At 61.4% G+C, this 21,262-nt stretch carries 22 protein-coding genes and 1 pseudogene; 17 read left to right on the top strand and 6 right to left on the bottom strand.

All coding sequences use genetic code 11. The annotated features are described in order from the left end of the window. Window positions 1-10 precede the first annotated feature (10 nt). The 4 genes from AC1PUL_RS03745 to AC1PUL_RS03730 all read right to left on the bottom strand — a co-directional run bounded on the left by AC1PUL_RS03745 (window position 11) and on the right by AC1PUL_RS03730 (window position 4,834). The gene (locus AC1PUL_RS03745; protein ID WP_480466688.1) at window positions 11-1,924 is read right to left on the bottom strand and encodes an AAA family ATPase; all 1,914 of its coding nucleotides are present in this window, start codon (window positions 1,922-1,924) and stop codon (window positions 11-13) included. Between the two features lie 2 nt (window positions 1,925-1,926). Next, window positions 1,927-3,078: a hypothetical protein gene (locus tag AC1PUL_RS03740; protein ID WP_480466687.1), complete on the bottom strand. Its 1,152-nt coding sequence runs from the start codon at window positions 3,076-3,078 to the stop codon at window positions 1,927-1,929. 78 nt (window positions 3,079-3,156) lie between these two features. Continuing rightward, entirely contained in the window at window positions 3,157-4,245 is a 1,089-nt protein-coding gene (locus tag AC1PUL_RS03735; RefSeq protein ID WP_480466686.1) for a hypothetical protein, read from the bottom strand. 202 nt (window positions 4,246-4,447) lie between these two features. Next, window positions 4,448-4,834, bottom strand: coding sequence for a c-type cytochrome (locus AC1PUL_RS03730; RefSeq protein WP_480466685.1), 387 nt, complete (start codon window positions 4,832-4,834; stop codon window positions 4,448-4,450). 322 nt (window positions 4,835-5,156) lie between these two features. On the opposite strand from AC1PUL_RS03730, the gene AC1PUL_RS03725 reads away from it, so the two are divergent. The 6 genes and pseudogenes from AC1PUL_RS03725 to aptA all read left to right on the top strand — a co-directional run bounded on the left by AC1PUL_RS03725 (window position 5,157) and on the right by aptA (window position 10,964). Further along, window positions 5,157-6,047: a choline ABC transporter substrate-binding protein gene (locus tag AC1PUL_RS03725; RefSeq protein WP_480468479.1), complete on the top strand. Its 891-nt coding sequence runs from the start codon at window positions 5,157-5,159 to the stop codon at window positions 6,045-6,047. A gap of 94 nt (window positions 6,048-6,141) precedes the next feature. Further along, the gene (choW, locus tag AC1PUL_RS03720) at window positions 6,142-7,011 is read left to right on the top strand and encodes a choline ABC transporter permease subunit (RefSeq protein WP_480466684.1); all 870 of its coding nucleotides are present in this window, start codon (window positions 6,142-6,144) and stop codon (window positions 7,009-7,011) included. Next, window positions 7,008-8,052 (top strand): annotated as a pseudogene (gene choV / locus AC1PUL_RS03715) (choline ABC transporter ATP-binding protein). The gene choW and the pseudogene choV overlap by 4 nt, the downstream one beginning before the upstream one ends. 45 nt (window positions 8,053-8,097) lie before the next feature. Then, window positions 8,098-8,844 (top strand): HugZ family pyridoxamine 5'-phosphate oxidase, encoded by a 747-nt coding sequence (locus AC1PUL_RS03710; protein WP_480466683.1) that lies wholly within the window; start codon window positions 8,098-8,100, stop codon window positions 8,842-8,844. 117 nt (window positions 8,845-8,961) lie between these two features. Then, window positions 8,962-9,279 carry an ArsR/SmtB family transcription factor gene (locus AC1PUL_RS03705; protein WP_112240131.1) on the top strand — a complete coding sequence of 106 codons (318 nt, stop codon included), beginning with the start codon at window positions 8,962-8,964 and terminating at the stop codon, window positions 9,277-9,279. A gap of 356 nt (window positions 9,280-9,635) precedes the next feature. Further along, window positions 9,636-10,964 (top strand): omega-aminotransferase AptA, encoded by a 1,329-nt coding sequence (aptA, locus tag AC1PUL_RS03700; protein WP_298467047.1) that lies wholly within the window; start codon window positions 9,636-9,638, stop codon window positions 10,962-10,964. Between the two features lie 51 nt (window positions 10,965-11,015). Here aptA and AC1PUL_RS03695 read toward each other — a convergent pair whose 3' ends face one another. Further along, entirely contained in the window at window positions 11,016-11,723 is a 708-nt protein-coding gene (locus AC1PUL_RS03695) for an AbiU2 domain-containing protein (RefSeq protein WP_480466682.1), read from the bottom strand. 235 nt (window positions 11,724-11,958) lie between these two features. Here AC1PUL_RS03695 and AC1PUL_RS03690 point away from each other — a divergent pair, with 235 nt between their 5' ends. Further along, a complete protein-coding gene (locus AC1PUL_RS03690; protein WP_480466681.1) occupies window positions 11,959-12,228 on the top strand; it encodes a hypothetical protein in 270 nt (89 codons plus the stop codon). A 180-nt stretch (window positions 12,229-12,408) separates the two neighbouring features. Next, window positions 12,409-13,515, top strand: coding sequence for a branched-chain amino acid ABC transporter substrate-binding protein (locus AC1PUL_RS03685; RefSeq protein ID WP_480466680.1), 1,107 nt, complete (start codon window positions 12,409-12,411; stop codon window positions 13,513-13,515). 451 nt (window positions 13,516-13,966) lie between these two features. Here AC1PUL_RS03685 and AC1PUL_RS03680 read toward each other — a convergent pair whose 3' ends face one another. Then, window positions 13,967-14,380: a thiol-disulfide oxidoreductase DCC family protein gene (locus AC1PUL_RS03680; RefSeq protein WP_480466679.1), complete on the bottom strand. Its 414-nt coding sequence runs from the start codon at window positions 14,378-14,380 to the stop codon at window positions 13,967-13,969. 126 nt (window positions 14,381-14,506) lie between these two features. On the opposite strand from AC1PUL_RS03680, the gene AC1PUL_RS03675 reads away from it, so the two are divergent. The 9 genes from AC1PUL_RS03675 to AC1PUL_RS03635 all read left to right on the top strand — a co-directional run bounded on the left by AC1PUL_RS03675 (window position 14,507) and on the right by AC1PUL_RS03635 (window position 21,261). Beyond that, on the top strand, window positions 14,507-14,908 hold the full coding sequence (locus AC1PUL_RS03675) for a rhodanese-like domain-containing protein (RefSeq protein WP_480466678.1): 402 nt from the start codon (window positions 14,507-14,509) through the stop codon (window positions 14,906-14,908). Window positions 14,909-15,262: 354 nt separating this feature from the next. After that, on the top strand, window positions 15,263-16,138 hold the full coding sequence (locus tag AC1PUL_RS03670; RefSeq protein ID WP_480466677.1) for an aldose 1-epimerase family protein: 876 nt from the start codon (window positions 15,263-15,265) through the stop codon (window positions 16,136-16,138). Between the two features lie 3 nt (window positions 16,139-16,141). Continuing rightward, window positions 16,142-16,606 carry an SAM-dependent methyltransferase gene (locus tag AC1PUL_RS03665; RefSeq protein ID WP_480466676.1) on the top strand — a complete coding sequence of 155 codons (465 nt, stop codon included), beginning with the start codon at window positions 16,142-16,144 and terminating at the stop codon, window positions 16,604-16,606. A 121-nt stretch (window positions 16,607-16,727) separates the two neighbouring features. Next, window positions 16,728-17,540, top strand: a complete 813-nt coding sequence (locus AC1PUL_RS03660) for a cyclase family protein (RefSeq protein ID WP_480466675.1) — start codon at window positions 16,728-16,730, stop codon at window positions 17,538-17,540. A gap of 13 nt (window positions 17,541-17,553) precedes the next feature. Beyond that, window positions 17,554-17,982, top strand: coding sequence for a carboxymuconolactone decarboxylase family protein (locus AC1PUL_RS03655; RefSeq protein ID WP_480466674.1), 429 nt, complete (start codon window positions 17,554-17,556; stop codon window positions 17,980-17,982). 83 nt (window positions 17,983-18,065) lie between these two features. After that, the gene (gene ade, locus AC1PUL_RS03650) at window positions 18,066-19,760 is read left to right on the top strand and encodes an adenine deaminase (RefSeq protein WP_480466673.1); all 1,695 of its coding nucleotides are present in this window, start codon (window positions 18,066-18,068) and stop codon (window positions 19,758-19,760) included. Window positions 19,761-19,986: 226 nt separating this feature from the next. Beyond that, window positions 19,987-20,232 carry a DUF4160 domain-containing protein gene (locus tag AC1PUL_RS03645; RefSeq protein WP_480466672.1) on the top strand — a complete coding sequence of 82 codons (246 nt, stop codon included), beginning with the start codon at window positions 19,987-19,989 and terminating at the stop codon, window positions 20,230-20,232. Beyond that, window positions 20,213-20,464 (top strand): DUF2442 domain-containing protein, encoded by a 252-nt coding sequence (locus AC1PUL_RS03640; RefSeq protein WP_480466671.1) that lies wholly within the window; start codon window positions 20,213-20,215, stop codon window positions 20,462-20,464. Before AC1PUL_RS03645 ends, AC1PUL_RS03640 begins: the two co-directional genes overlap by 20 nt. Before the next feature lie 11 nt (window positions 20,465-20,475). Next, the gene (locus tag AC1PUL_RS03635; RefSeq protein WP_480466670.1) at window positions 20,476-21,261 is read left to right on the top strand and encodes an ion channel; all 786 of its coding nucleotides are present in this window, start codon (window positions 20,476-20,478) and stop codon (window positions 21,259-21,261) included. Window position 21,262 lies beyond the last annotated feature (1 nt).

Genomic DNA, 21,262 nt, shown 5'->3' with positions numbered 1-21,262 from the left:
GATAGCGAATTCACCACGTCCCCTCCCCCTTCATCTTCTCGATCTCGCCGATCGCCCGTTCCCGCTGGCGCTCGCGGCGGATGATCTCCGTCACGGCTGCATCATCAGACTTGTCGGCATAGCGGAATTCGCTGTCGGCGTAGCGGTTGATCTCCTGTAGGATCATCTCCATGGTCACGGGGCCGCGCAACTCCGCGATCATCGCCTTCTTCTCGTCGTAGCTCTTGTGGACGAAAGCCTCGGGCTTCTCGAACCAGGCGTCGGGCAGCTCGACATCCATCGCCCGCATCTTGATCGCATCGGTGATGTTCTTGATGGCGCGGCCGGTGAAGCGCGGTTCGGCGAGCTTGATGGCATGCAGATAGGCGCCGACATCGGCGAGCGTCTCGATCTTGCCCTCTGCCTTCTCGTAGCGTTCCCAGACCGCCACGAGCCCATCTTCCTTCGGCCGGTCATGATCGCCATAGGAGCGGCTGACGGCCTTCTGGATTTCCTGGCCGGCAAAGAGCTGGTGTTCGCCAAGCGGAATGGAGTGGTTCTTGCCGACGAGCAGCGAGAAGATGTCGATATAGTCCTCGCGTGTCTGCGGCCCGTCGACCAGCCAGCGGGCTCCGGCGCGCTGGCGCAGCGCATCGTCGACATTCTCAGGGTAATTGGAGAACATGCCGAAGGTGGCATTGCCCCGGACCACCGTCGAGGCACCGGCAAAGCTCTCCATCAGCACCGCCGTCACCTCGTGCTGACCCGCCGAGGCCCTGTCGTCCGAGCGCTTGGCGGTCACCTGATCGACATCATCGATCGTGCCGAAGCCAATGACGCGCGGATTGAGCACATTGTTGACGAAGGCCTTGCAGTTCTGGCCCGACTTGCCCTGATAGGACGAAATCTGGTCGACGCCGAAATTCTCGTAATGGAAGGCATAGCCCGCCATCTTGCAGTAGTCGTTCAAGAGACCCGCCAGCATCTGGATCAGGATCGTCTTGCCCGTGCCCGGCATGCCGTCGCCGATGAAGGTGAAGAGGAAACCGCCGAGCTCAACGAAAGGGTTCATCTGGCGGTCGAAGTCATAGGCCATCAGCATCTTGGCGAGCTTCAGCGCCTGGTACTTGGCGATATGGTTGCCGATGATCTCTTCCGGCTTCTTGAAGCTCATCGTGAGCGGCTTCGACTTGACGCCCGGCACCGCGTCGAAACCGTCGAGCGTGAAATCATCCTGGTCGACGCGGATATGGGCGTTTTCGAAAACGCCAAGATGCTCAAACCGTGCCTTGCGGGTCAGAAGCCCGGCAAGCGCGAGATCGGCCAAAGCACGGACCCGACCGATCAGCGTCGCATCGTCACCCGCCCCCTGCACGGCCGTGTCGATACCCGCGACCATGCTCTTCAAGGCATCCTGGGCCGTATCGAACAGGAAGTTCGGCTCCCGGATACCGTCAAGTTGCTCGCCCTCTCCCGCCACGGTGGACTTGAGGTAGGCCGCAAAAGCAAAGGCCGCGACATAAGCCTGGGAGGCGAGCAAGGCCTTGAAGCGGGTGGCCTCCTCGCCCTGCAAGGGCGCGCTGAGATTGCGGGCCTGGAGGGGTTCAAGCTCACTCTGCCGGGCAAAAACATCTGATATGGCAAGCGCCACCTGCGCGCCGCGCCGGACGCGGTAAAGCACGATATGCTGGGCCGGTGTCAGCAACGGATCGGCAGAACCGGTCGCCTGGATGGTTTTCGTGAGTTCGATCTCAAGGGTCCGACGCACAGAGCCCGTCGAGACGGTCGAGACGAACCGCCGCCCGGTGCCGGCGATCGGCGCGCCCGAGGCGCCCTCGCCCTGGTCGAGTACGACAATCCGAGTCACCAGCCCTTGGGCCACGGCGAGATGCTTGGCGATGTCTTCTTCCCGGAGCGTGGTCAGACCTGCCGTCAGTTCACTCATATTCAGACCTCGCTGACGATCTGGTTGCCGGAAATCACATGCACCTTGAAATTGCCGAAGATCGCCTTGACCGCGTTCTCAGCATAAAGCGCCTGATAGGCATCATGCGGCACCAGCGCGTGCTTCTCATAGGTCGAGACACCCATGCGCGCAGCTTCCAGATCATGGGTCTCGATATGGAATTCCTGGATCGCCGGAGACGAGGAGAAAAAGCCCTTCACCGCCGGCTGCTCGCGCTTGGAAAACACCTCCTGCACGGTCCAGGTCATCACCCAGGCGTTTTCAGGCTTGCGCACCCGATCGAGGATCTCGGTCACCCGGCCGGAATTCTGGGTAAGTCCCGTCGCATAGATCGGACCGAGCACGATCCGCCGAAGCGACTTCGGATGCAGCGTCGGAAAATCACGGTCCATATTGGTCGCGATCGTCGCCGGGGTGAGCGAAAAGGCGGAATTCTTGGCGCAGAAATCGTCGAAGCTGCGCGCGAGCTCCGGATTGAGCAGCCCGCCGACCGGCAGCGGGATCTCGACCTCACCGTTCAGCTTGCCGTCCTCGGTCACCAGGATCTTGGTGACGTTCTCGGAAGAGTCTTCGATCGTCGCGAGATAGATCATCGGCAGTGTGCTGACGCCGTCAAAGGCAGCCCAGCTCACCAGATAGGACGGCCGTTTCGACTGCGGATTGACGCTGACGGCAACGGTGGTCGGGAGCACGAAGGGCGAGAAAACCTCGCCCGCCCCCACCTGCTCCAGATAAAGCCGCTCGGCGATCTGCTGCTGCAGGGCTCCCGGAAATTCCTTCTGCCGCAGGATGAAATCGACCATTTCTTCGCGCAGCTTGGCGACGGCAGGAATGGTGGAGAGCCTCGACGCGGCACCCGCCCGATCATTTTCCAGTTCCAGCACATTCTGGAAGATGGGAAAGCCGCTCTCGGCCTGGGCGATCTTGAATTGCCCTGTAAAACCAATGCGGTTCTGCCAGGAGGTGAAGGAGTTTCGGAGGCGATCAAGATAGGGTAGCACGTGCAGTGTCGGCGGCCCTTTGTCGCCGAAACGGCGGTCGGACTGGCCGAAGAAGCGTTCGAGACCGGCAAGGGCTGCCGCCATGGTGGTAAAGTAGTGCGACACGGCACTGTTGCGATCGACGACGTTCATGCCCCTCCCCCATCAAAGCGTCAGCGCACCGTAAGCGTGAAACGCAGCCCGAAGGCTGCGTTCCCATATCCGGCACGCTCAGGGCTTCACGTAATTGGCGGCATTGTGCTTGTCGAGAACCGCCTGGAAGCGACGCGCAAAGGCCTCGTCTGCCAGCTTCTTGCGGCGCTGAATGTCCTGCGTCGACAGCATGTTCTTCTCGTGCAGCTCCAGGAGATCGCCGATATGCCGCTGAGCGGCCGCCCCGATGCCGGCCATGGTTTCTTCCGCGGCCGTATCGACCTGGGAACCAAGCGTATTGATCCGGTGCGCGACTTCCTGTTGGGCAGCCGTCTTCAGTGAATCCTCGAGCGCCTTGTAGAGCACGATGCGCTGCTCGGTATCGATGGTCAGTTTGTTGATCAGCGTGTTCTGCGCCGCGATCTGGTTGTTCAAACTGTCGACGAAGGTCTGGAACATCGAGGTATAGCGTTCCAGCGTCTGGCTTTCGGCCAGCAGCTCCTGCTCTCGGGCCTGGGCCTGATTGTAGTCTGTCGCAAGCTTCGAGCGCGCGGCTTCCAGTTCCGCCCGCTCGGATCCATCTGTAGATGCGGCGATCTTGTTCTCGATATCGAGCAGCGCCGGATTGAGCGTTTCGATTGTCTTCTGGGTTTCCTCAAGATTGGCAATCGCCTGCTTGCGCCGCTCTATGACCTGCACCAGACTGGTTTCGGAGCTCTTGTAGCGCTGCTCAAGAACCGTCTTCTGTTCCTTGAGGATGCCGACGATGCTGTCGGACTTGGCCAGCAACTCTTGAAGATTGCCGGCAAGCGACATGTTGCGCACACGCTCGGTTCGCATGCGCTGCGCCTTCTGCTTGGAAAAAATGCCGATGAACTTTTCCATGCCCGAAAAGCTCTTCATGCTCTCGAACTCGGCGCCAAACACATTCGTGGCGTCCTCAAGCCCGATGATCAGGTCGGCGATGTTGGCTTCCATCACCTTCTGCTGGTTGAGGACATCTTCGATCCGCGCATTTTCGATGTCGAAATTCTGACCCGTCAGCGCGCTGTCGCTCTTGGCAAGCGTATCGAGGACCGCGCCGGATTGTTCGATCTTGCCACGCATCTCCGAAACGATCTTGCGCGTCTTCTCGATTTCGCTGTCGAAGGATTGCAACGTCGCCATAGTGTCTCCCTGTCCCTCATGCCGGCGGCTGGCCGGCTTCGCCTCGCGCCACCTTAGCGCGTTTCCCCGCGCGGAGAAGTATCGCGCCGCACATAATCAGGCCCTTCCGATATGGAGGGTCGCAACGGTCACACAAGAGGGGCTATCAGAGAAATGCGACAGCCGCGAAACGGCTGCCGCATCGAAGCATTGTCGCCGGGGATCACTGCCCACCGGCAGCCGGATCCTTGAGATAGGCGATGATATTCGCCAGGTCCTCATCCTTCTTCACGCCGGCAAAGGCCATCTTGGTCCCCTTGACGAGGGCTTTCGGCGCCTTGAGGTATTCAGAAAGCAGAGCTTCGTCCCAGGTCTTGCCCTGACCGAAATCGGTCATGGCCTTGGAATACTTAAAGTCGGCCACGGAGGCCACCGGACGACCGACGACACCCTGCAAGGTGGGGCCGACCTTGTTCTTGGCCTCGGTGGCGATATGACAGGCAGCACAGACCTTGAAAGCCTTGCCACCGGCGACCGGATCGCCAGCAGCAGAGGCGGAAAGCGGAGCGGCAACGACCGCAACAGTGAAAAGCAGCGAAGTCAGTTTCATGGAAACTCCCTGATCCATAGAACGGCGCCGACGCGTCGCACGCGCATGGCAGCACCATTTCGCACGCACCGCAATCGTTTACATTGACGCCCATCAAAATCCGGTGATTTTTTTGTGTCTTAGCCGCACGCCTGTCGCCAAAGGCGTTCAAGTCGCAAACAGGGGCGGTGCTGCGGCGCAAACGCGCGGGCATCCTTGCAATTCTTTCGTATTGAATGTTGACTTGGGAACATCAAAAAAAACCGGGAGCCTGCCAATGACGTATTCGAACTCCGCTCGCCGCACATTCGTGGCCGCCGTTTCTCTGATCGCGCTGAGCGCGATGCCGGCCTTGGCCCAGGAGGCCGAAAGCTGCTCGACCGTTCGCTTCTCGGACGTCGGCTGGACCGACATCACCGCCACCACCGCCACGGCCTCCGTCATTTTGAAGGCTCTCGGTTACGAGCCGACCACCACGGTTCTCTCCGTCCCGGTCACCTACTCCTCGCTGAAGAACAAGGACATCGACGTCTTCCTCGGCAACTGGATGCCGACCATGGAAGCCGACATCGCGCCCTACCGCGAAGAGAAGTCGGTGGAGATCTTCGGCCCGAACCTCGAAGGCGCGAAATATACGCTTGCCACCAATGCCAAGGGTGCCGAACTCGGCATCAAGGACTTCGCCGACATCGCCAAGCACAAGGATGCGCTGGAAGGCAAGATCTACGGGATCGAGCCGGGCAATGACGGCAACCGCCTGATCCTCGACATGATCGACGCCAACAAGTTCGAACTCGGCGAGTTCGAAGTCGTCGAATCCTCCGAGCAGGGCATGCTGGCCCAGGTCGCCCGCGCCGAAAAGGATGGCACGCCGGTCGTCTTCCTCGGCTGGGAACCGCATCCGATGAACGCCAACTTCAAGCTGACCTATCTGTCGGGCGGCGATGACGTCTTCGGCCCGAATTTTGGCGGCGCAACGATCTACACCAACACCCGCGCCGGCTACACGACCGAGTGCCCGAATGTCGGCAAGTTCGTCACCAACCTCAAGTTCTCGCTCCAGATGGAGAACGAGATCATGGGCAAGATCCTGAACGATGGTCAGGATGCCGAAGTGGCGGCTTCCGAGTGGCTGAAGGCCAATCCGACCGCTGTCGAGCCCTGGCTCGCAGGTGTGACCACGAAGGACGGCGGCGACGCCCTTGCGGCAGTCAAGACGGCGCTCGGCCTCTAAGACCTGTCCAATGATGCTGGAAGCGCGCGATCGGAAGGGGGATCCGATCGCGCGGCCTCCTGGGTGTTGAACCTGCGGCTATCAGGGGACGAACATGGATTTTCTGACCGATTACAAACTGCCGATCGGGCCCTTGTCGAAGAGTTTCGTCGACTGGCTGACCGATAATGTCGATTTTCTATTCGATTTCATTGCGACCATTCTCAGTGCATCCATCAATGCCATGCTCTTCGTGTTGCAGGGACCCTTCCTGAAGGGGACCGCGCTTGAGGACTTCTATCCGCTCTTGATGATCGCGCTGTTTTCCCTGCTGGCCTGGCTGATGCGCCGGTCGCTCGGCGTCGCCGCCTTCACTCTGTTTGGGCTTCTGCTCATCTACAACCAGGGCTACTGGAAGGAGACGATGGAGACGCTGGCGCTCGTGCTTGCCTCGACCGGCGTTTGCATGGTCATCGGCGTTCCCATCGGCATCGCCTGTGCGCGGCGCCCCTGGCTCTACGCTGCCGTGCGCCCCGTGCTCGACCTGATGCAGACGATCCCGACCTTCGTTTACCTGATCCCGGCACTGATCCTCTTCGGCCTCGGCATGGTGCCCGGCCTGATCGCCACCGTGATCTTCGCCATCGCCGCTCCGATCCGCCTCACCCGCCTCGGCATCATTTCGACCCCGCCATCGCTGGTGGAGGCAGCCGTCGCCTTCGGCGCAACGCCGATGCAGGTGCTCCGCAAGGTCGAGCTGCCCTTTGCTACGCCGCAGATCATGGCGGGCCTCACCCAGACCATCATGCTCTCGCTGTCGATGGTGGTCATCGCCGCCCTCGTTGGCGCAAGTGGTCTTGGCGTCCCCGTGGTGCGTGCGCTCAACACCGTCAACATCGCCCGCGGTTTCGAGGCAGGCCTCTGCATCGTTATCCTGGCGATCATCCTCGACCGCATCTTCCGCATTCCCGGAGAAGACTCATGACCGACGCCGTCATCTTCGACAATGTCGACATCGTCTTCGGCGATGATCCGCAACGCGCCCTCGACCTCGTCGACCAGGGCAAGACCCGCGACGAGATCGGCGCCGCAACAGGCCTGGTGCTCGGCGTGGCCGGCGCCTCGCTGGCGGTCAAGGAAGGCGAGATCCTGGTGCTGATGGGGCTCTCCGGATCGGGCAAGTCGACGCTTCTGCGCGCCGTCAATGCGCTCGCCCCCGTGGTGCGCGGCAATGTCAGCGTCCGCACCGAAACCGGCTATGTCGATCCCTACAAGGCCTCCGCCCAGGTGCTGCGCGATCTGCGCATGCACACCGTCTCCATGGTCTTCCAGCAGTTCGGCCTCCTGCCCTGGCGCACGGTCGCGGAAAATGTCGGCTTCGGTCTTGAACTGGCCGGCGTCCCGGAAGCCGAGCGCAAGCAGACGGTCGCGGCCCAGCTCGAACTGGTCAACCTGTCGAAATGGGCGGATCGCAAGGTCAACGAGCTTCTCCGGCGGCATGCAGCAGCGTGTCGGCCTTGCCCGTGCCTTTGCCACGGGTGCGCCGATCCTTCTGATGGACGAACCCTTCTCGGCGCTCGACCCGCTGATCCGCACCCGCCTGCAGGACGAGTTGCTGGAGTTCCAGGCGCGGCTGAAGAAGACCATCCTATTCGTCAGCCACGACCTGGACGAAGCCTTCCGCATCGGCAACCGCATCGCCATCATGGAAGGCGGGCGGATCATCCAGTGCGGCACGCCGCAGGAAATCGTCCAGAACCCGACAAACCAGTATGTCGCGGATTTCGTGCAGAACATGAACCCGATCAACATGCTGGTGGCGTCCGACGTGATGCGCGCCGGGGTCACCGGCGAGCAGGGCCAGGTAACGGGCACAGCAGCGCCCGGAACGCCGCTTGTCGATATCCTCGATGCCCTCTCGCGTCAGCCCGGCACGATCGGGGTCGTTGACAATGGCGCCATCATCGGCACCATCGGCGCCCAGGATGTGGTGAGCGGCTTGACCAAGCACCGCCGCAAGGCGTGAAACGCCCTGCCCCGCATCGCCAAATGATCGATGCGGGAGCCGGCCATGAACGACAAGCCTCAGGTGATTCGGGAGACCGACGAAGATGCGCGCCGTCAGGCGCGCATTTTGCTGCGCGGTGCCCGCTTCGCGGCCATCGGCGTGATCGATCCGGAGACCGGCTTTCCCTTCGTCAGCCGCGTCCTTCTGGGCATGGACAGCGACGGCGCGGCAGTGGTCCTGGTTTCGAACCTCTCAGCGCACACGACGGCTCTGCTGGCCGATCCGCGCGCCTCCCTGTTAACAGGGGAACCCGGCAAGGGCGACCCGCTTGCCCATCCGCGGCTTACCTTGCAATGCACGGCGGAAACGGTCGAGCGCGACAGCGACACCCATCGGCGCCTCAGAAGCCGTTTCCTCGCCCGCCATCCGAAATCGCATCTTTATATCGACTTTCCCGACTTCCGCTTTTTCCGGTTGAGACCGGAACGGGCGAGCCTGAACGGTGGATTTGGCCGTGCCTATCATTTGAGCAACACGGATTTTCTCATCCCGAAAATCAGCGATGATTTGTACGGCGATGAAGAAGCAGTACTGCGAGAATTGGGGGTAAAGCATCCCGATCTCGCCACTCGTCTCGCGGTCACCCTCCATGCCGCGACAGAGGGCGACTGGCGCATTTCATCTCTGGATGCGCAGGGTTTAGACATTGTTTTCAAAGACTTACTGATCAGGCATGAATTTGTGACGCCCGTCACAAATTTCCAGCATCTGCTATTAGAGTTATCTAAATCAGTATACGCAGTACCTTAAATTTAGGCATATACAATTTTGATGATGCTGGTAAAGTTTAGGGACAAGTTAAGTGATGGATTTTTCAACGACTGCCACTCCCCCCAAGGGCACTCGACCAAGGAAAGTTGAACTGAGATGAAAACGAAAGCTTTGTCCGAACAATCGACTGTCGCAGCCGGTTTGCTGTCCGCCATGGCAAACCCGAAGCGACTGATGATCCTCTGCAGCCTCGTTGAGGGTGAGGTTCCGGTCGGTGTTCTGGCGACCCAGGTTGGCCTGAGCCAGTCGGCTCTGTCGCAGCACCTCTCCAAGCTTCGCGCACAGAAGCTGGTGAAAACCCGCCGCGACGCGCAGACGATCTACTACTCCTCGACATCCGAGTCTGTGATCAAGATCCTCTCGACGCTCGAGAGCATCTATTGCGCTCCAGCAGCGAGTAAATCCGCCGCCTGATGACAGCGCTGCCAGCAGCCTGCCGATCAAGCGTGGGAATTGATCGCATGGTCACCCGCCCTTGGGGGTGATGCCTCTGGCCTTGTGATTGTGAGAGCCCCGGTCGGCAGATGTCTGGCCGGGGCTTTTTTCTTTGGCTGCACGAAGCAGGCCCGTCAGGGCGTCATGGATGGCCAACAAAGCCCGCTTCCATCACCCGAATTCAGCAATCCATGACCTTTGTTGATGCCACCCAGCGGGTGGCTTGACCGTTCTTTGCGCCCTGCTAACGTGACGGCGCAATCAACGGATTTCGGCCTCTGCAGCCGAGATCAGGGAGAATGGCCGCCCGCGACCAAAGGGCCATGGAGAACACGATGTCTAACCGCCTCAATTCCACGCCGAACGACCTGCGCGCCTTCTGGATGCCGTTCACCGCGAACCGCCAGTACAAGAAGGAGCCGCGCCTCTTCGTCGGCGCCAAGGACATGCACTACACCACCCATGACGGCCGCCAGGTGCTCGACGGCACCGCCGGCCTCTGGTGTGTGAACGCCGGCCATTGCCGCCCGCTGATCACCGAAGCAATCCGCGAGCAGGCCGGCGAACTCGACTATGCGCCCGCCTTCCAGCTCGGCCATCCCAAGGCCTTCGAACTGGCGAACCGCCTGATCGACCTCGCCCCGGACAATATGGCCCATGTGCTCTACACCAATTCCGGCTCGGAATCGGTCGAGACGGCGCTGAAGGTGGCGCTTGCCTATCAGCGCGTGAAGGGTCAGGGCTCGCGCACCCGCCTGATCGGTCGCGAGCGCGGCTATCACGGCGTCAATTTCGGTGGCATCTCGGTCGGCGGCATCGTCTCCAACCGCAAGATGTTCGGCACGCTTCTGACCGGCGTCGACCACCTGCCGCACACCCACCAGCCGGCCAAGAACGCCTTCACCAAGGGCATGCCGGAGCATGGCGGCGATCTCGCCGACGAGCTGGAGCGCATCGTCACCCTGCATGACGCCTCGACCATCGCGGCTGTCATCGTCGAGCCGGTCTCCGGTTCGACCGGCGTGCTGATCCCGCCGAAGGGCTACCTGCAGCGCCTGCGCGAGATCTGCACCAAGCACGGCATCCTGCTGATCTTCGACGAAGTCATCACCGGCTTCGGCCGCCTCGGCGCCCCCTTCGCCGCCCAGTATTTCGACGTGAAGCCGGATATCATGGTCACCGCCAAGGGCCTGACCAATGGCGTGATCCCGATGGGCGCGGTCTTCGTCACCGCCGAGATCCATGACGCCTTCATGCAGGGACCCGAGCATATGATCGAGTTCTTCCATGGCTACACCTATTCCGGCAACCCGATCGCCTCTGCGGCGGCTCTCGGCACGCTCGACACCTATCGCGACGAGAACCTCCTGACCCGCGCGGCCGAAATCGCGCCCTACTGGGAAGAGAAGCTGCATTCACTGCGGGACTGCCCGAATGTCATCGACATCCGCAATCTCGGCCTGATCGGCGCGATCGAACTGAAGCCGATCGATGGCGAACCGACGAAGCGCGCCTTCAACGCCTTCCTCAACGCCTATAACGACGGCCTCCTGATCCGCACCACCGGCGACATCATCGCGCTCTCGCCGCCGCTGATCATCACGCACGCCCAGATCGACGAGCTCTTCGACAAGCTGCGCAAGGTGCTGATGAACAACATCTGAGGCAAACCTCAGTTGGCCATCATGTTTTTGGATGGCCAACTGAGGCTACTTCTATTCAAGCCAAGAAGGGAGTTTGGAGGGCAATATTTTCTCTTCACGAAGCGCTTTCAATTCACTCTTCCAGTGCTCTCGCCCCATATACAATCGCTGCATTAAGACGAGCTCATTGTTAAAGTCATCAAGCACATCATCGGCAAGCGTACTGGATAGGAAATCCGTATAAACGAAGTTCAAGACTTCATGTATCGCCGCAATTGCTTGAGATACCTTTAGCCTCGTCGCGGGTTCCAGTGGCCTAGCAGCCCCAATTCTAAGTGCCAAGTCACTATGACCAATGTGACGATTGCGCCAATCTCTTGCAAAGCGCGCCTTTTCCTGCAGGTCGGTTAGCAATGGCATCAGCTTGGATTTTCTAGCAGGCGTATCCGCAAGCTCTGAAATTCGAACGACCGTCAAGTTTTCTCGCCCACGCATTGCGGGAGGATCAGTGAGCCGGCAAATTCCCAATAGGACACTTTCAAAATAAACCTTCTGCACTGAATTGAAAAACGCGCCGCCGCAGTCGTTCAGCAACTCGACCCTCTCTGGACCGTGGCCAAACAGATTTTCATACTGACGCCAGAGCATCTGGACAGAGACCCATTCGCCCACCATCCGAAAAATCACCAGTGCCCACTTCTCACCAAGTGCGGTTGCGTAGTCAGCGATTATTTGCGCCTCATCTCGGTGAACCATAAACCGTCCCCACTGTCCGTCCATTTCGCCATTTTTACCGCTCAGCGAAACGCCCGTGGCTTGCGCGAGGCTGACTACGTCGCAGATGCCGCGCTTGTCGCCTTCACCCTCCTCCCGTATTCTCTAGGGAATCGCACGTTCGATCCCGGCGCAGATGACCGCGTGGGCGCGACCGACGACTTTAGCACACCCGGCCATTTCCGCTTCCGACATCAGGTCCGAGGCGATCTGTACGGGCCCAGGTCCCGGGAGGATTTCCGTGGTCGACCTTTTCAAGCGTATGTTCGGTAAAGACGCGTCGCCTGCAGGCGGACCCGCAAAGGCAATCCCGGAGCCGGAAGCGCTCTCTGCCGCCCGCGCCGACGAGGCGCGCCTAGCCGCCCGCCGCGCCCAGATCAGCAATGATCTCTTCGAACTGCAGCAGATCGCCATGGCCGAACTCGCCTTGCGCAAGGAGCAGGATGCCGCAGCCGCCAAGGCCGGCTTCGAGGCGGAAGACGGCGTCGGCGGACGTGTGCTCACCGTCTGACGACACGCCTCATCAACCCAATCCCCTGCCCCTGACAAAGCTGTGGCGTGATCGCATGCCACAGCTTCGGGTCTTTTGCTGCCCTTCGTTTTTGTCTAAAGCGATCGTGGGGAGCAACAAAAGAACCCGAATTGCGTGAAAACCGGCAGAGATCGGTCGCGCCGACCCTAGGAGCAGGACATGAAATTTCAACTTCTCGCCAGCGCAGCGCTTGCCGCGCTGATCGCTACCGCACCCGCTGCCCGTGCCGAAATCGTGCTCGGCCTGATGGCGCCGCTCACCGGCCCGCTGGCCGCCGTCGGCGCGCAGATCAAGAATGGTGCGGAAACCGCCGTCGAGGAAATCAACAAGAAGGGCGGCATCAACGGCGAACAGGTGAGCCTGAAGATTGCCGACGATGCCGGCGAGCCGAAGCAGGGCGTTTCCGCCGCCAATCAACTGGTCGGTGAAGGCGTGCGTTTCGTCGTTGGCCCGGTCACCTCGGGCGTCGCCGTGCCCGCCTCCAGCGTTCTCGCCGAAAACGGCGTGCTGATGGTCACCCCGACCGCAACCGCCCCGGATCTGACCGCCCGCGGCCTCACCACCGTCTTCCGCACCTGCGGCCGTGACGACCAGCAGGCCGACGTGGCAGCCAAGTTCGTGCTGGGCAGCCTTAAGGACAAGAAGATCGCCATCCTCGACGACAAGGGCCAGTACGGCAAGGGTCTGGCAGACGCCTTCAAGGCAGCCCTCAACGCCGGTGGCGTCACCGAGGTCTTCAAGGACTCGCTGACCGCAGGCGAAAAGGATTTCGGCGCGCTCGTCACGCGTCTTAAGGCCGAAGGCGTCGAAGTCATCTACTTCGGCGGCTACCACCCGGAAGCCGGTCTTCTGGTGCGCCAGATGCAGGATGCCGGCCTGAAGGCGCAACTGATCGCCGGTGACGGCCTCTCGAACAACGAATATGTCACGATTGGCGGCGCGGCTGCCGAAGGCACGATCTTCACCAACGCCGCCGACGCCCTGAAGAACGAAGACAGCAAGGCCGCCGTTGCCGCACTGGCCGCAAAGTCCATTCCGGCGGAAGCCTTCACGCTGAACGCCTATGCGGCCGTCGAAGTCATTGCCGCCGGCATCACCAAGGCAGGCAGCATCGATGACGCCGAAGCCGTAGCTGCAGCCCTCAAGGACGGCTCGGAAATTCCGACCGCCATCGGCAAGCTGACCTATGGCGAAACCGGCGACCTCACCTCCCAGAGCTTCGCCGTCTACAAGTGGGAAGCCGGCAAGACGGTTTCGGCTGAGTAAGGCTGCGCCATAGCAGGCAAAGGAAAGGCGGCCCGGAAGGGTCGCCTTTTTTCGTTGCGGCAGAGTACGGAAATCCACCCTCCCCTTGAGGGGGAGGGTCGGAGCGCAGCTCCGGGGTGGGGTGACCGGGCGGCGGGTGCTCTAATCCACCCCACCCGCGCGTACCGCGCGACCTCCCCCTTGAGCGGAGGGCGGGTTGCGGCCAACTTTTTTGCCGTGTGGTACCCCCCTCTGTCCTACCGGACATCTCCCCCTCAAGGGGGGAGATCGGAATGCGGAGAGGAACTGCCCTCAAGCCTCTGCCCGAAGCCTCCGACTGCAAGACGCAATAGCGAGCACGGGTCAGGAGGCACACAATCGGCTGGCAATCTCCCCCCTTGAGGGGGAGATGTCGGCGTAGCCGACAGAGGGGGGTTAGGCATGCACCGACGATACGGCCGCTGAGATACCCTCACAAAATCCGATCGCGAAACTCCTGTGACGGCAGCCAGCAGCTGTCGCGCTTGCCGAAGAGCCGGTATCGGTTTCGGGCGATCAGCAGGTAGAGCGGGTCGCGGATGAAGCGTGGAACCGCCTTGAAGATGGAAAGCGCCTTCCAAGGCCAGCCAAGCCCGGCATAGATGGCAAGCACAGCATCGCTGTCGCGCAGCATATGCTCACCATCAACGACGATGATGCTGTCGGGATTGGTGGGATCGATACCGAAGCGGCGATAAAGGGCAGCACCCACCTGCCCTTGCATCGAGGCAAGGCGGAAGCGCTTCTTGCGGTCATGGCTCAGGACAAACTGCGCATTGGCCGAGCAGAGGATGCATTCGGCATCGAAGAGGATGATCGGACCAATGGCGTCGGTTGCAGTATCCATGACCCGCAAGCTAGGCCAACTCGCCGACGGCGTCCATGCGGCAGGAGGTCCTGTGCAGACATGCGGGCGCGACAGCGCTAGGATGATCGCATGGCGCAAGAGGGGTCACGCGGCGGGGAGGATGTGATGAAGAAGGGTTACAAGGACTTGCTGGCGGAAGCCGAGGCTTTGGTCGAGGCCGTCGATGTGGCCGAGGCAGCCCGTCTGCATGGCCGCGACAACGTCGTCTTCGTCGATCTGCGCGACCCGCGCGAGCGCGAACGGGAAGGCACGATCCCTGACGCTTTCTCGTGCCCGCGCGGCATGCTGGAATTCTGGATCGATCCGGAAAGCCCCTATCACAAACCTGTCTTCGCCGAGGACAAGCTGTTCCTCTTCTACTGTGCCAGCGGCTGGCGCTCGGCACTGGCCACGAAAACCGCGCTTGAGATGGGCCTCGACAACGTCTGCCATCTCGAAGGCGGTTTCACCGCCTGGCGGGATCAGGGTCTGCCGGTGGAAACAGTGTTGGCGAAGGTGAAGGGCTGAGTGGCGAGCTGTGGGTTGCGACTTGCCCAGCGCCTGTGGTGCCCCCCTCTGTCCTGCCGGGCATCTCCCCCTCGAGGGGGGGGAGATTGGCGCGCGGTATCGCGTAGCCCACTAAACCCCGTGGTTAAAACGTCCAACCTGCAGCTGCCTTGAGGAGGCAGATGGCCAAACGGCAATCTCCCCCCTTGAGGGGGAGATGTCGGCGTAGCCGACAGAGGGGGGAATCGGAGCACGAGGGAGAGGCTGCAGCGATAGCGACCCTCGAAGGACGAGGTTCGCCAGCAATGCCCATTTCCCCGTCGCGCTCCCCGCGCGATCGCCCTAAGGTGGTCAAGACCATTCAAAGGAGCGCCCATGTCCGAGACGATTCGCATTGCCAGTGCAGAGCTTGCCGTCGAGATCTCCTCGCTGGGCGCCGAGATGCAGTCGCTGAAGACGGCGGATGGCCGGAACTGGCTGTGGAATGGCGATGCCGCCTGGTGGACGGGCCGCTCGCCGATCCTGTTTCCGATCGTCGGCAAGGCCCCGGGCGATCTGCTGGCGGTCAATGGCAAGACCTATCCGATGGCGCAGCACGGCATTGCCCGCCGCCGCGAATTCGTCATCGCAGAGCAGACGGCGACCGCCTGCCGCCACGAACTCGTCTCGTCCTCCGAGACCCGCGAGGTCTATCCCTTCGACTTCCGCCTGATACTCGAGCACAGCCTGAATGGCCGGACATTGACGGTCACGGCCATTGTCGAAAACACCGGCGCCGGCCCACTGCCCTTCGGCATCGGCTTTCACCCGGCCTTCCTCTGGCCACTGCCGGGGGCTATGGACAAGGCCCATGCGGTAATCCTCGACAACGGCGCGGAACCCGGCGTCGTCCAGCTGGAAGGCGGACTGATCGGCAAGACGCTGCCGAGCTCGCCATTCAAGGCGGGGCGGCTGGCGCTCAACCACGACCTCTTTGCAAACGACGCGCTGATCTTCCCCGAAGGTGCGGGTACCGGCCTCTCCTTCGCCGCAGACGGCGGGCCATCGCTGCATTTTACCTTCGAAAACCTGCCCAATATCGCGCTGTGGCAAAAGCCAGGCGCCCCCTTCCTCTGCGTGGAGCCCTGGCACGGCATGGCAGCCCATGCCGGCGGCACGGCGGAACTGGTCGAGCGGCCCTACACGGTGGCGCTCGCTGCAGGGGATCAGATGCGCTTCGGCTTTACCGTCGAAATCCGCGACGAAGAATGAGCCATGGAGGTGAAGGCGTCCAGCCGGCTGATCGAGATCGCCGACGCCCTGCCGCTTCATCCCGGCATGCGCGTGCTGGAAATCGGCTGCGGGCCGGGCGTGCTCGCCCGCCTCATTGCAGAGCGGTTTAAGGGCGACATCTTCGTGCTCGGCATCGACCGATCGCCAGCTGCGATTGCTGCCGCAATGGCACAGATCACCGAGAGCGCCTATCCGGGCTCCCTCGCCTTCCGGCAGTCTGCTGCAGAGCACTTCACGCTTGCGGACGGTGAAGCCCCGTTCGATCTCGCCGTCGCCATCAGGGTCGGCGCTCTCGATGGGCGTCATCCAGAGGCCGGCCGGCTGGCGCTTCCATGCATCCGCAGAGCACTTGTCCCCGGAGGTCGCCTGTTCATCGATGGCGGCGATCCGCTGCGCGAACTCTGCCTTGATCCGGGATCGGTTCCGATCGCGAAGAAACCGCACTAATCCGGTTGAATTTATAGAAAAACCTTCTGCGCGTGCGGGCCTGCACGCGAAGCTCGCCACTTGCCGCGCCCTTGGCTTGCGATAGTCTGACCAGGTGGACAACACTTGGAGAGGGACGAATATGTGCAATCAATGCGTCATGGAAAATGTAAAGCAGAGCATGCTGTCGCGCCGTTCGCTGTTCAAGGGCATGGCCGTCGCCACGGCAGCGGTCGCCACGGGCGGGATCGCCAAGCCGGTGCTGGCGCAGCAGAGCCCGAGCAAGGTGGTGGACCTCACCCATGCCTATGACGGGTCCTTCCCGACCTTCGATGGCAAGCCGGGCATCGAATACGAATGGGCCGTGGAATTTGCCGGCAACGGCTATCAGCTGCACAAGCTGACCATCTTCGAACACACGGGCACCCATATCGACGCCCCCTTCCACTTCAGCGCCGACGGCAAGAGCGTCGATCAGATCGAGCCGGAACAGCTGGTCGCGCCACTGGCCATCATCGACATCACCGACCGGGCCAGGGAAGACGCCAATGCGACCGTCGAGGCCGCCGATGTCGAGGCCTGGATCAGCGCCAATGGCGAGATCCCCAGGGGCGCGGTCGTGGCATTGCGCTCCGGCTGGGCGAAGAAGGTGACCGATCCGGCCTTCCGCAATGACGGCGAAGGCAAGTTCGCCTTCCCGGGCTTTGCCAAGTCGGCGACCGACCTGCTGGCGACGCTGGATGTGGCGGCCATCGGCGTCGACACGCTCTCGCTCGATCCCGGCAATTCCGCCGATTTCGGCGTCCACACCAGCTGGCTGCCGGGCGGTCGCTACGGCATCGAATGCCTGAACAACCTGGAGGAACTGCCGGTCAAGGGCGCGACGATCGTCGTCGGCGCGCCGAAGCACAAGCGCGGCACCGGCGGCCCGGCCCGCGTTCTGGCTCTGGTCTGAGAAGGCATATCAAATGGCGGTTCTCCCCCTGTTGAGCGATGAGGAGGCGAGCGCACAAGCGCTCGCCGTCTTCAACGATATCCGCACGAAACGCGGCACCGACTACGTCAACAATTTCTGGCGGGCGCTCGCCCATGATCCGGACGAGCTGAAGGCGGTCTGGGACCGGCTGCAGACGGTGATGGCGCCGGGTGCCCTCGACCCGCTGGTAAAAGAACTGATCTACATCGCCGTTTCCGCGACCAACGGCTGCACCTATTGCGTCCACTCCCATACCGCCTCCGCCAAGGCCAAGGGTATGACGCCGGAAATGCATGCGGAACTGCTGCAGGTGATTGCCATGGCGAGCCGGACCAATGCCCTGGCAGTGGCGCTTGGCGTCCCGGTGGATGAGCGCTTTGAGGCAGAGGTGGCAGTGAAGGGAACCAAAGCGAACGAATAGCGCAAGCGATTATCACCTCCGTTTCCCTTCGACATTCCCAATCGGTAGAATGCGCTTGGAACAACAGAATCGGAGAGCCCGCCATGACCGACCTCGAACGCCGCATCGATCAGGGGACAGGCCGCGAGCCGGCGGACATCGTCCTGAGAGGTGGGCTCTTCTTCGATCTGGTCACCGGCGAACTGGTCGCATCAGACATTGCCATCTGCGGCGATACCATCATCGGCACCGTCGAGAGTTACGAAGGCCGCGAGGTGATCGACATCACCGGCAAGATCGTCGTGCCCGGCTTCATCGACACGCATCTCCATATCGAAAGCTCGCTGGTCACCCCGCATGAATTCGACCGCTGCGTTCTGCCCTATGGCGTGACGACCGTCATCTGCGATCCGCATGAGATCGCCAATGTGCTGGGCACCGAGGGCATCCAGTTCTTCCTCGATTCGGCCGAAGAGACGATCATGGACATCCGCGTCCAGCTTTCCTCCTGCGTGCCGGCGACGCATCTGGAGACCTCCGGCGCCGACCTGCCGATCGAGCGTTTGTTGCCCTTCCGCAACCATCCCAAGGTCATCGGCCTTGCCGAATTCATGAATTTCCCGGGCGTGATCCACAAGGATCCGATCTGCATCGCGAAACTCGAAGCCTTCCAGAACGGCCATATCGACGGCCATTCGCCGCTGCTCTCGGGCCGGGACCTGAACGGCTACCTCTCCGCCCGCATCCGCACCGACCACGAATGCACCAGTGCCTCCGAAGCCATGGAAAAGATCCGCAAGGGCATGCATATTCTGGTCCGCGAGGGCTCGGTGTCGAAGGACCTGCATGCGCTGATGCCGATCCTGACCGAGCGGCTCTCGCCTTTCCTCGCGCTCTGCACCGATGACCGCAATCCGCTCGACATCGCGGAACAGGGCCATCTCGACTATCTGATCCGCGAGGCGATCAGAAACGGCGTCGAGCCGCTCGCCGTCTACCGCGCCGCCTCGATTTCGGCGGCCCGCGCCTTTGGTCTGCGCGATCGCGGCCTCGTCGCACCCGGCTGGCGGGCCGATCTAGTGGTCGTCGACAGCCTCGAAAACTGCAAAGCCGAAATGGTGTTCTCAGCCGGTCGCCGCGTGACGGACGAACTCTTTGCCACCCGCAAGCCGGTCTCCCCAGTCGGCCTCGACAGCGTCAAGGTAAGGCTGGTGAAGGCTGCCGATTTCGGTGTGCCGGTGGCGGAAGGCGAAACGCCCGTGATCGGCGTCATGCCCGGCAAGATCATCACCGAACACCGCCGCTACCGCCTGCCGACCTCGGGCAACCAGACATCCGTCGATCTCGCCAACGACGTGATCAAGGTCGCCGTCATCGAGCGGCACGGCAAGAACGGCAACCACGCCAACGGCTTCGTCCAGGGTTTCGGGCTTAAAAAGGGCGCGATCGCCTCGACCGTCGGCCACGACAGCCACAACATCTGCGTCGTCGGCGTCTCCGAAGAGGACATGGCCCTCGCCGCCAATCGCCTGGGCGAAATCAAGGGCGGCTTCGTCGTGGTCGAGGATGGCAATGTGACCGGCGAAATCCCGCTCCCCGTCGCCGGCCTGATGAGCCTCGAGCCCTATGAGAGCGTGCGCGACACGCTGCACAGCTTGAGAAAGGCCGCCTATGCCCTTGGAACGACGCTCGAAGAACCCTTCCTCCAGGTCGCCTTCCTGCCGCTACCGGTCATCCCGCATCTGAAGATTTCGGACAAAGGCATGGTGGATGTCGACCAGTTCAAGCTGATTGGGTGAGGATTGCGGCGTCGTGTTTACCCGGGCAGAATTCAATGCGAGGCGTGTCACAATGCCGAATGCCCAGCTTCTCCACAAGGAACATACCGACAAGGCCGCTCCTTTTTCGTTTATCTCGCTGAATTTCATCTCGTTGGGAAAAAGAATTCCAAATCGAATGCGGTCGCACTGAACGCATGCAGGCAAGCCTCAAGATCAAGTCCAGTTACAAAGCTGGAGGAAAGCCATGCCGGTCGTCTTTCGAAAACACGGATATCGTTTTCTATTTTATTCGAACGAGGGATCACCGCGCGAACCGGTTCACATCCACGTCTTCCGGGGTGGTGACGATGCGAAGGTCTGGCTGGAACCGCAGATTGCGCTCGCCGAGAGCAACGGGTTCAACAGCCGGGAACTGTCTGATATCATGCGCATTGTGAACGAGAACCGTTCCGAGATCGAAAGGGCGTGGCATGAACATTTCGGCGACTGATGTCAGGTTCGACGATGCCACCATGTGGGTTTCGCTCTCGGACGGACGTGTCTTGGGCGTGCCGCTCGCCTGGTTTCCAAGGCTTTTGTCGGCACGCCCTGCCGATTTATTGAAATACGAACTCAGTTCCTCTGGCATTCATTGGGAAGCACTCGACGAGGACATTTCAATCGCAGGCCTATTGGCAGGTCGTGGGGACCAGACGAGATCGACCGCGTTAGCGGCGGAATAGTTTCGTCCGGTATGACCATTTCAGCCGAACCATCCAAAACACTCCGCCAGCATCTCGCCCGTCTCTATTATGGCCGCGATACGGCCGCCATCCGCTTCCAGTTCGCGCTGATGGTGATCGATCTTGCGATCATCGCCTTCTTCCTTGCCGGGCCCTATCTGCGCGACCGGCCGAGTTACCTGATCCTCGACTATGCCATCGCCGCCTGGATTGCGCTTGAAATGCTGGCCCAGTGGGGCGCCTCACGCACGACCAAGGGTTTTCTGCTGCGGCCCATGACATGGGTCGATCTCTTCGTGCTCGGTACGCTGCTTTTCCCGCATTTGCTGTTCAACTTCGCCTTCCTGCGCGTCGCACGCATCTGGGCTGTGGCGCAGCGGCCGATCTTCAAGCTGATGCTCAATCGGCTGGGCTTGAAGGAACAGACGGACGTCGTCACCGCCTTCCTCAATCTCTTCGTCTTCCTCTTCCTGGTAACGGGCTTCGTCTACACCTTCTTCTTCTATGCGGAAGACGCCGGCACCGGCTTCATCGACGCGCTCTATTTCACCGTGGCGACGGTCACGACGACAGGCTTCGGCGACATCACGCTTCCCGGCACCTTCGGCAAGCTGACCTCGATCGTCACGATGATCATCGGCATCTCGCTCTTCGTGCGACTGGCCCAGGCGATCGTCAGGCCCTACAAGGTCACCTTCCCCTGCCCGCAATGCGGCTTGCAGCGACACGATGCCGATGCCGTGCACTGCAAGGCCTGTGGCCATGTGCTGAACATTCCCGACGAAGGCGCGGTCTGAA

This window comes from Rhizobium sp. P43 (genome assembly GCF_056730705.1).
This window is presented reverse-complemented; position numbering and strand designations above follow the sequence as displayed.

Coding starts and splice junctions, on each gene's coding strand:
- AC1PUL_RS03730 (WP_480466685.1), bottom strand. CDS start 4,834: ATGAAACTGACTTCGCTGCTTTTCACTGTTGCGGTCGTTGCCGCTCCG.
- AC1PUL_RS03660 (WP_480466675.1), top strand. CDS start 16,728: ATGTGCAATCAATGCGTCATGGAAAATGTAAAGCAGAGCATGCTGTCG.
- AC1PUL_RS03680 (WP_480466679.1), bottom strand. CDS start 14,380: ATGGATACTGCAACCGACGCCATTGGTCCGATCATCCTCTTCGATGCC.
- AC1PUL_RS03670 (WP_480466677.1), top strand. CDS start 15,263: ATGTCCGAGACGATTCGCATTGCCAGTGCAGAGCTTGCCGTCGAGATC.
- AC1PUL_RS03745 (WP_480466688.1), bottom strand. CDS start 1,924: ATGAGTGAACTGACGGCAGGTCTGACCACGCTCCGGGAAGAAGACATC.
- AC1PUL_RS03740 (WP_480466687.1), bottom strand. CDS start 3,078: ATGAACGTCGTCGATCGCAACAGTGCCGTGTCGCACTACTTTACCACC.
- AC1PUL_RS03685 (WP_480466680.1), top strand. CDS start 12,409: ATGAAATTTCAACTTCTCGCCAGCGCAGCGCTTGCCGCGCTGATCGCT.
- AC1PUL_RS03705 (WP_112240131.1), top strand. CDS start 8,962: ATGAAAACGAAAGCTTTGTCCGAACAATCGACTGTCGCAGCCGGTTTG.
- AC1PUL_RS03675 (WP_480466678.1), top strand. CDS start 14,507: ATGAAGAAGGGTTACAAGGACTTGCTGGCGGAAGCCGAGGCTTTGGTC.
- AC1PUL_RS03725 (WP_480468479.1), top strand. CDS start 5,157: ATGCCGGCCTTGGCCCAGGAGGCCGAAAGCTGCTCGACCGTTCGCTTC.
- aptA (WP_298467047.1), top strand. CDS start 9,636: ATGTCTAACCGCCTCAATTCCACGCCGAACGACCTGCGCGCCTTCTGG.
- AC1PUL_RS03635 (WP_480466670.1), top strand. CDS start 20,476: ATGACCATTTCAGCCGAACCATCCAAAACACTCCGCCAGCATCTCGCC.
- ade (WP_480466673.1), top strand. CDS start 18,066: ATGACCGACCTCGAACGCCGCATCGATCAGGGGACAGGCCGCGAGCCG.
- AC1PUL_RS03695 (WP_480466682.1), bottom strand. CDS start 11,723: ATGGACGGACAGTGGGGACGGTTTATGGTTCACCGAGATGAGGCGCAA.
- AC1PUL_RS03640 (WP_480466671.1), top strand. CDS start 20,213: ATGAACATTTCGGCGACTGATGTCAGGTTCGACGATGCCACCATGTGG.
- AC1PUL_RS03645 (WP_480466672.1), top strand. CDS start 19,987: ATGCCGGTCGTCTTTCGAAAACACGGATATCGTTTTCTATTTTATTCG.
- AC1PUL_RS03655 (WP_480466674.1), top strand. CDS start 17,554: ATGGCGGTTCTCCCCCTGTTGAGCGATGAGGAGGCGAGCGCACAAGCG.
- AC1PUL_RS03735 (WP_480466686.1), bottom strand. CDS start 4,245: ATGGCGACGTTGCAATCCTTCGACAGCGAAATCGAGAAGACGCGCAAG.
- AC1PUL_RS03710 (WP_480466683.1), top strand. CDS start 8,098: ATGAACGACAAGCCTCAGGTGATTCGGGAGACCGACGAAGATGCGCGC.
- choW (WP_480466684.1), top strand. CDS start 6,142: ATGGATTTTCTGACCGATTACAAACTGCCGATCGGGCCCTTGTCGAAG.
- AC1PUL_RS03665 (WP_480466676.1), top strand. CDS start 16,142: ATGGAGGTGAAGGCGTCCAGCCGGCTGATCGAGATCGCCGACGCCCTG.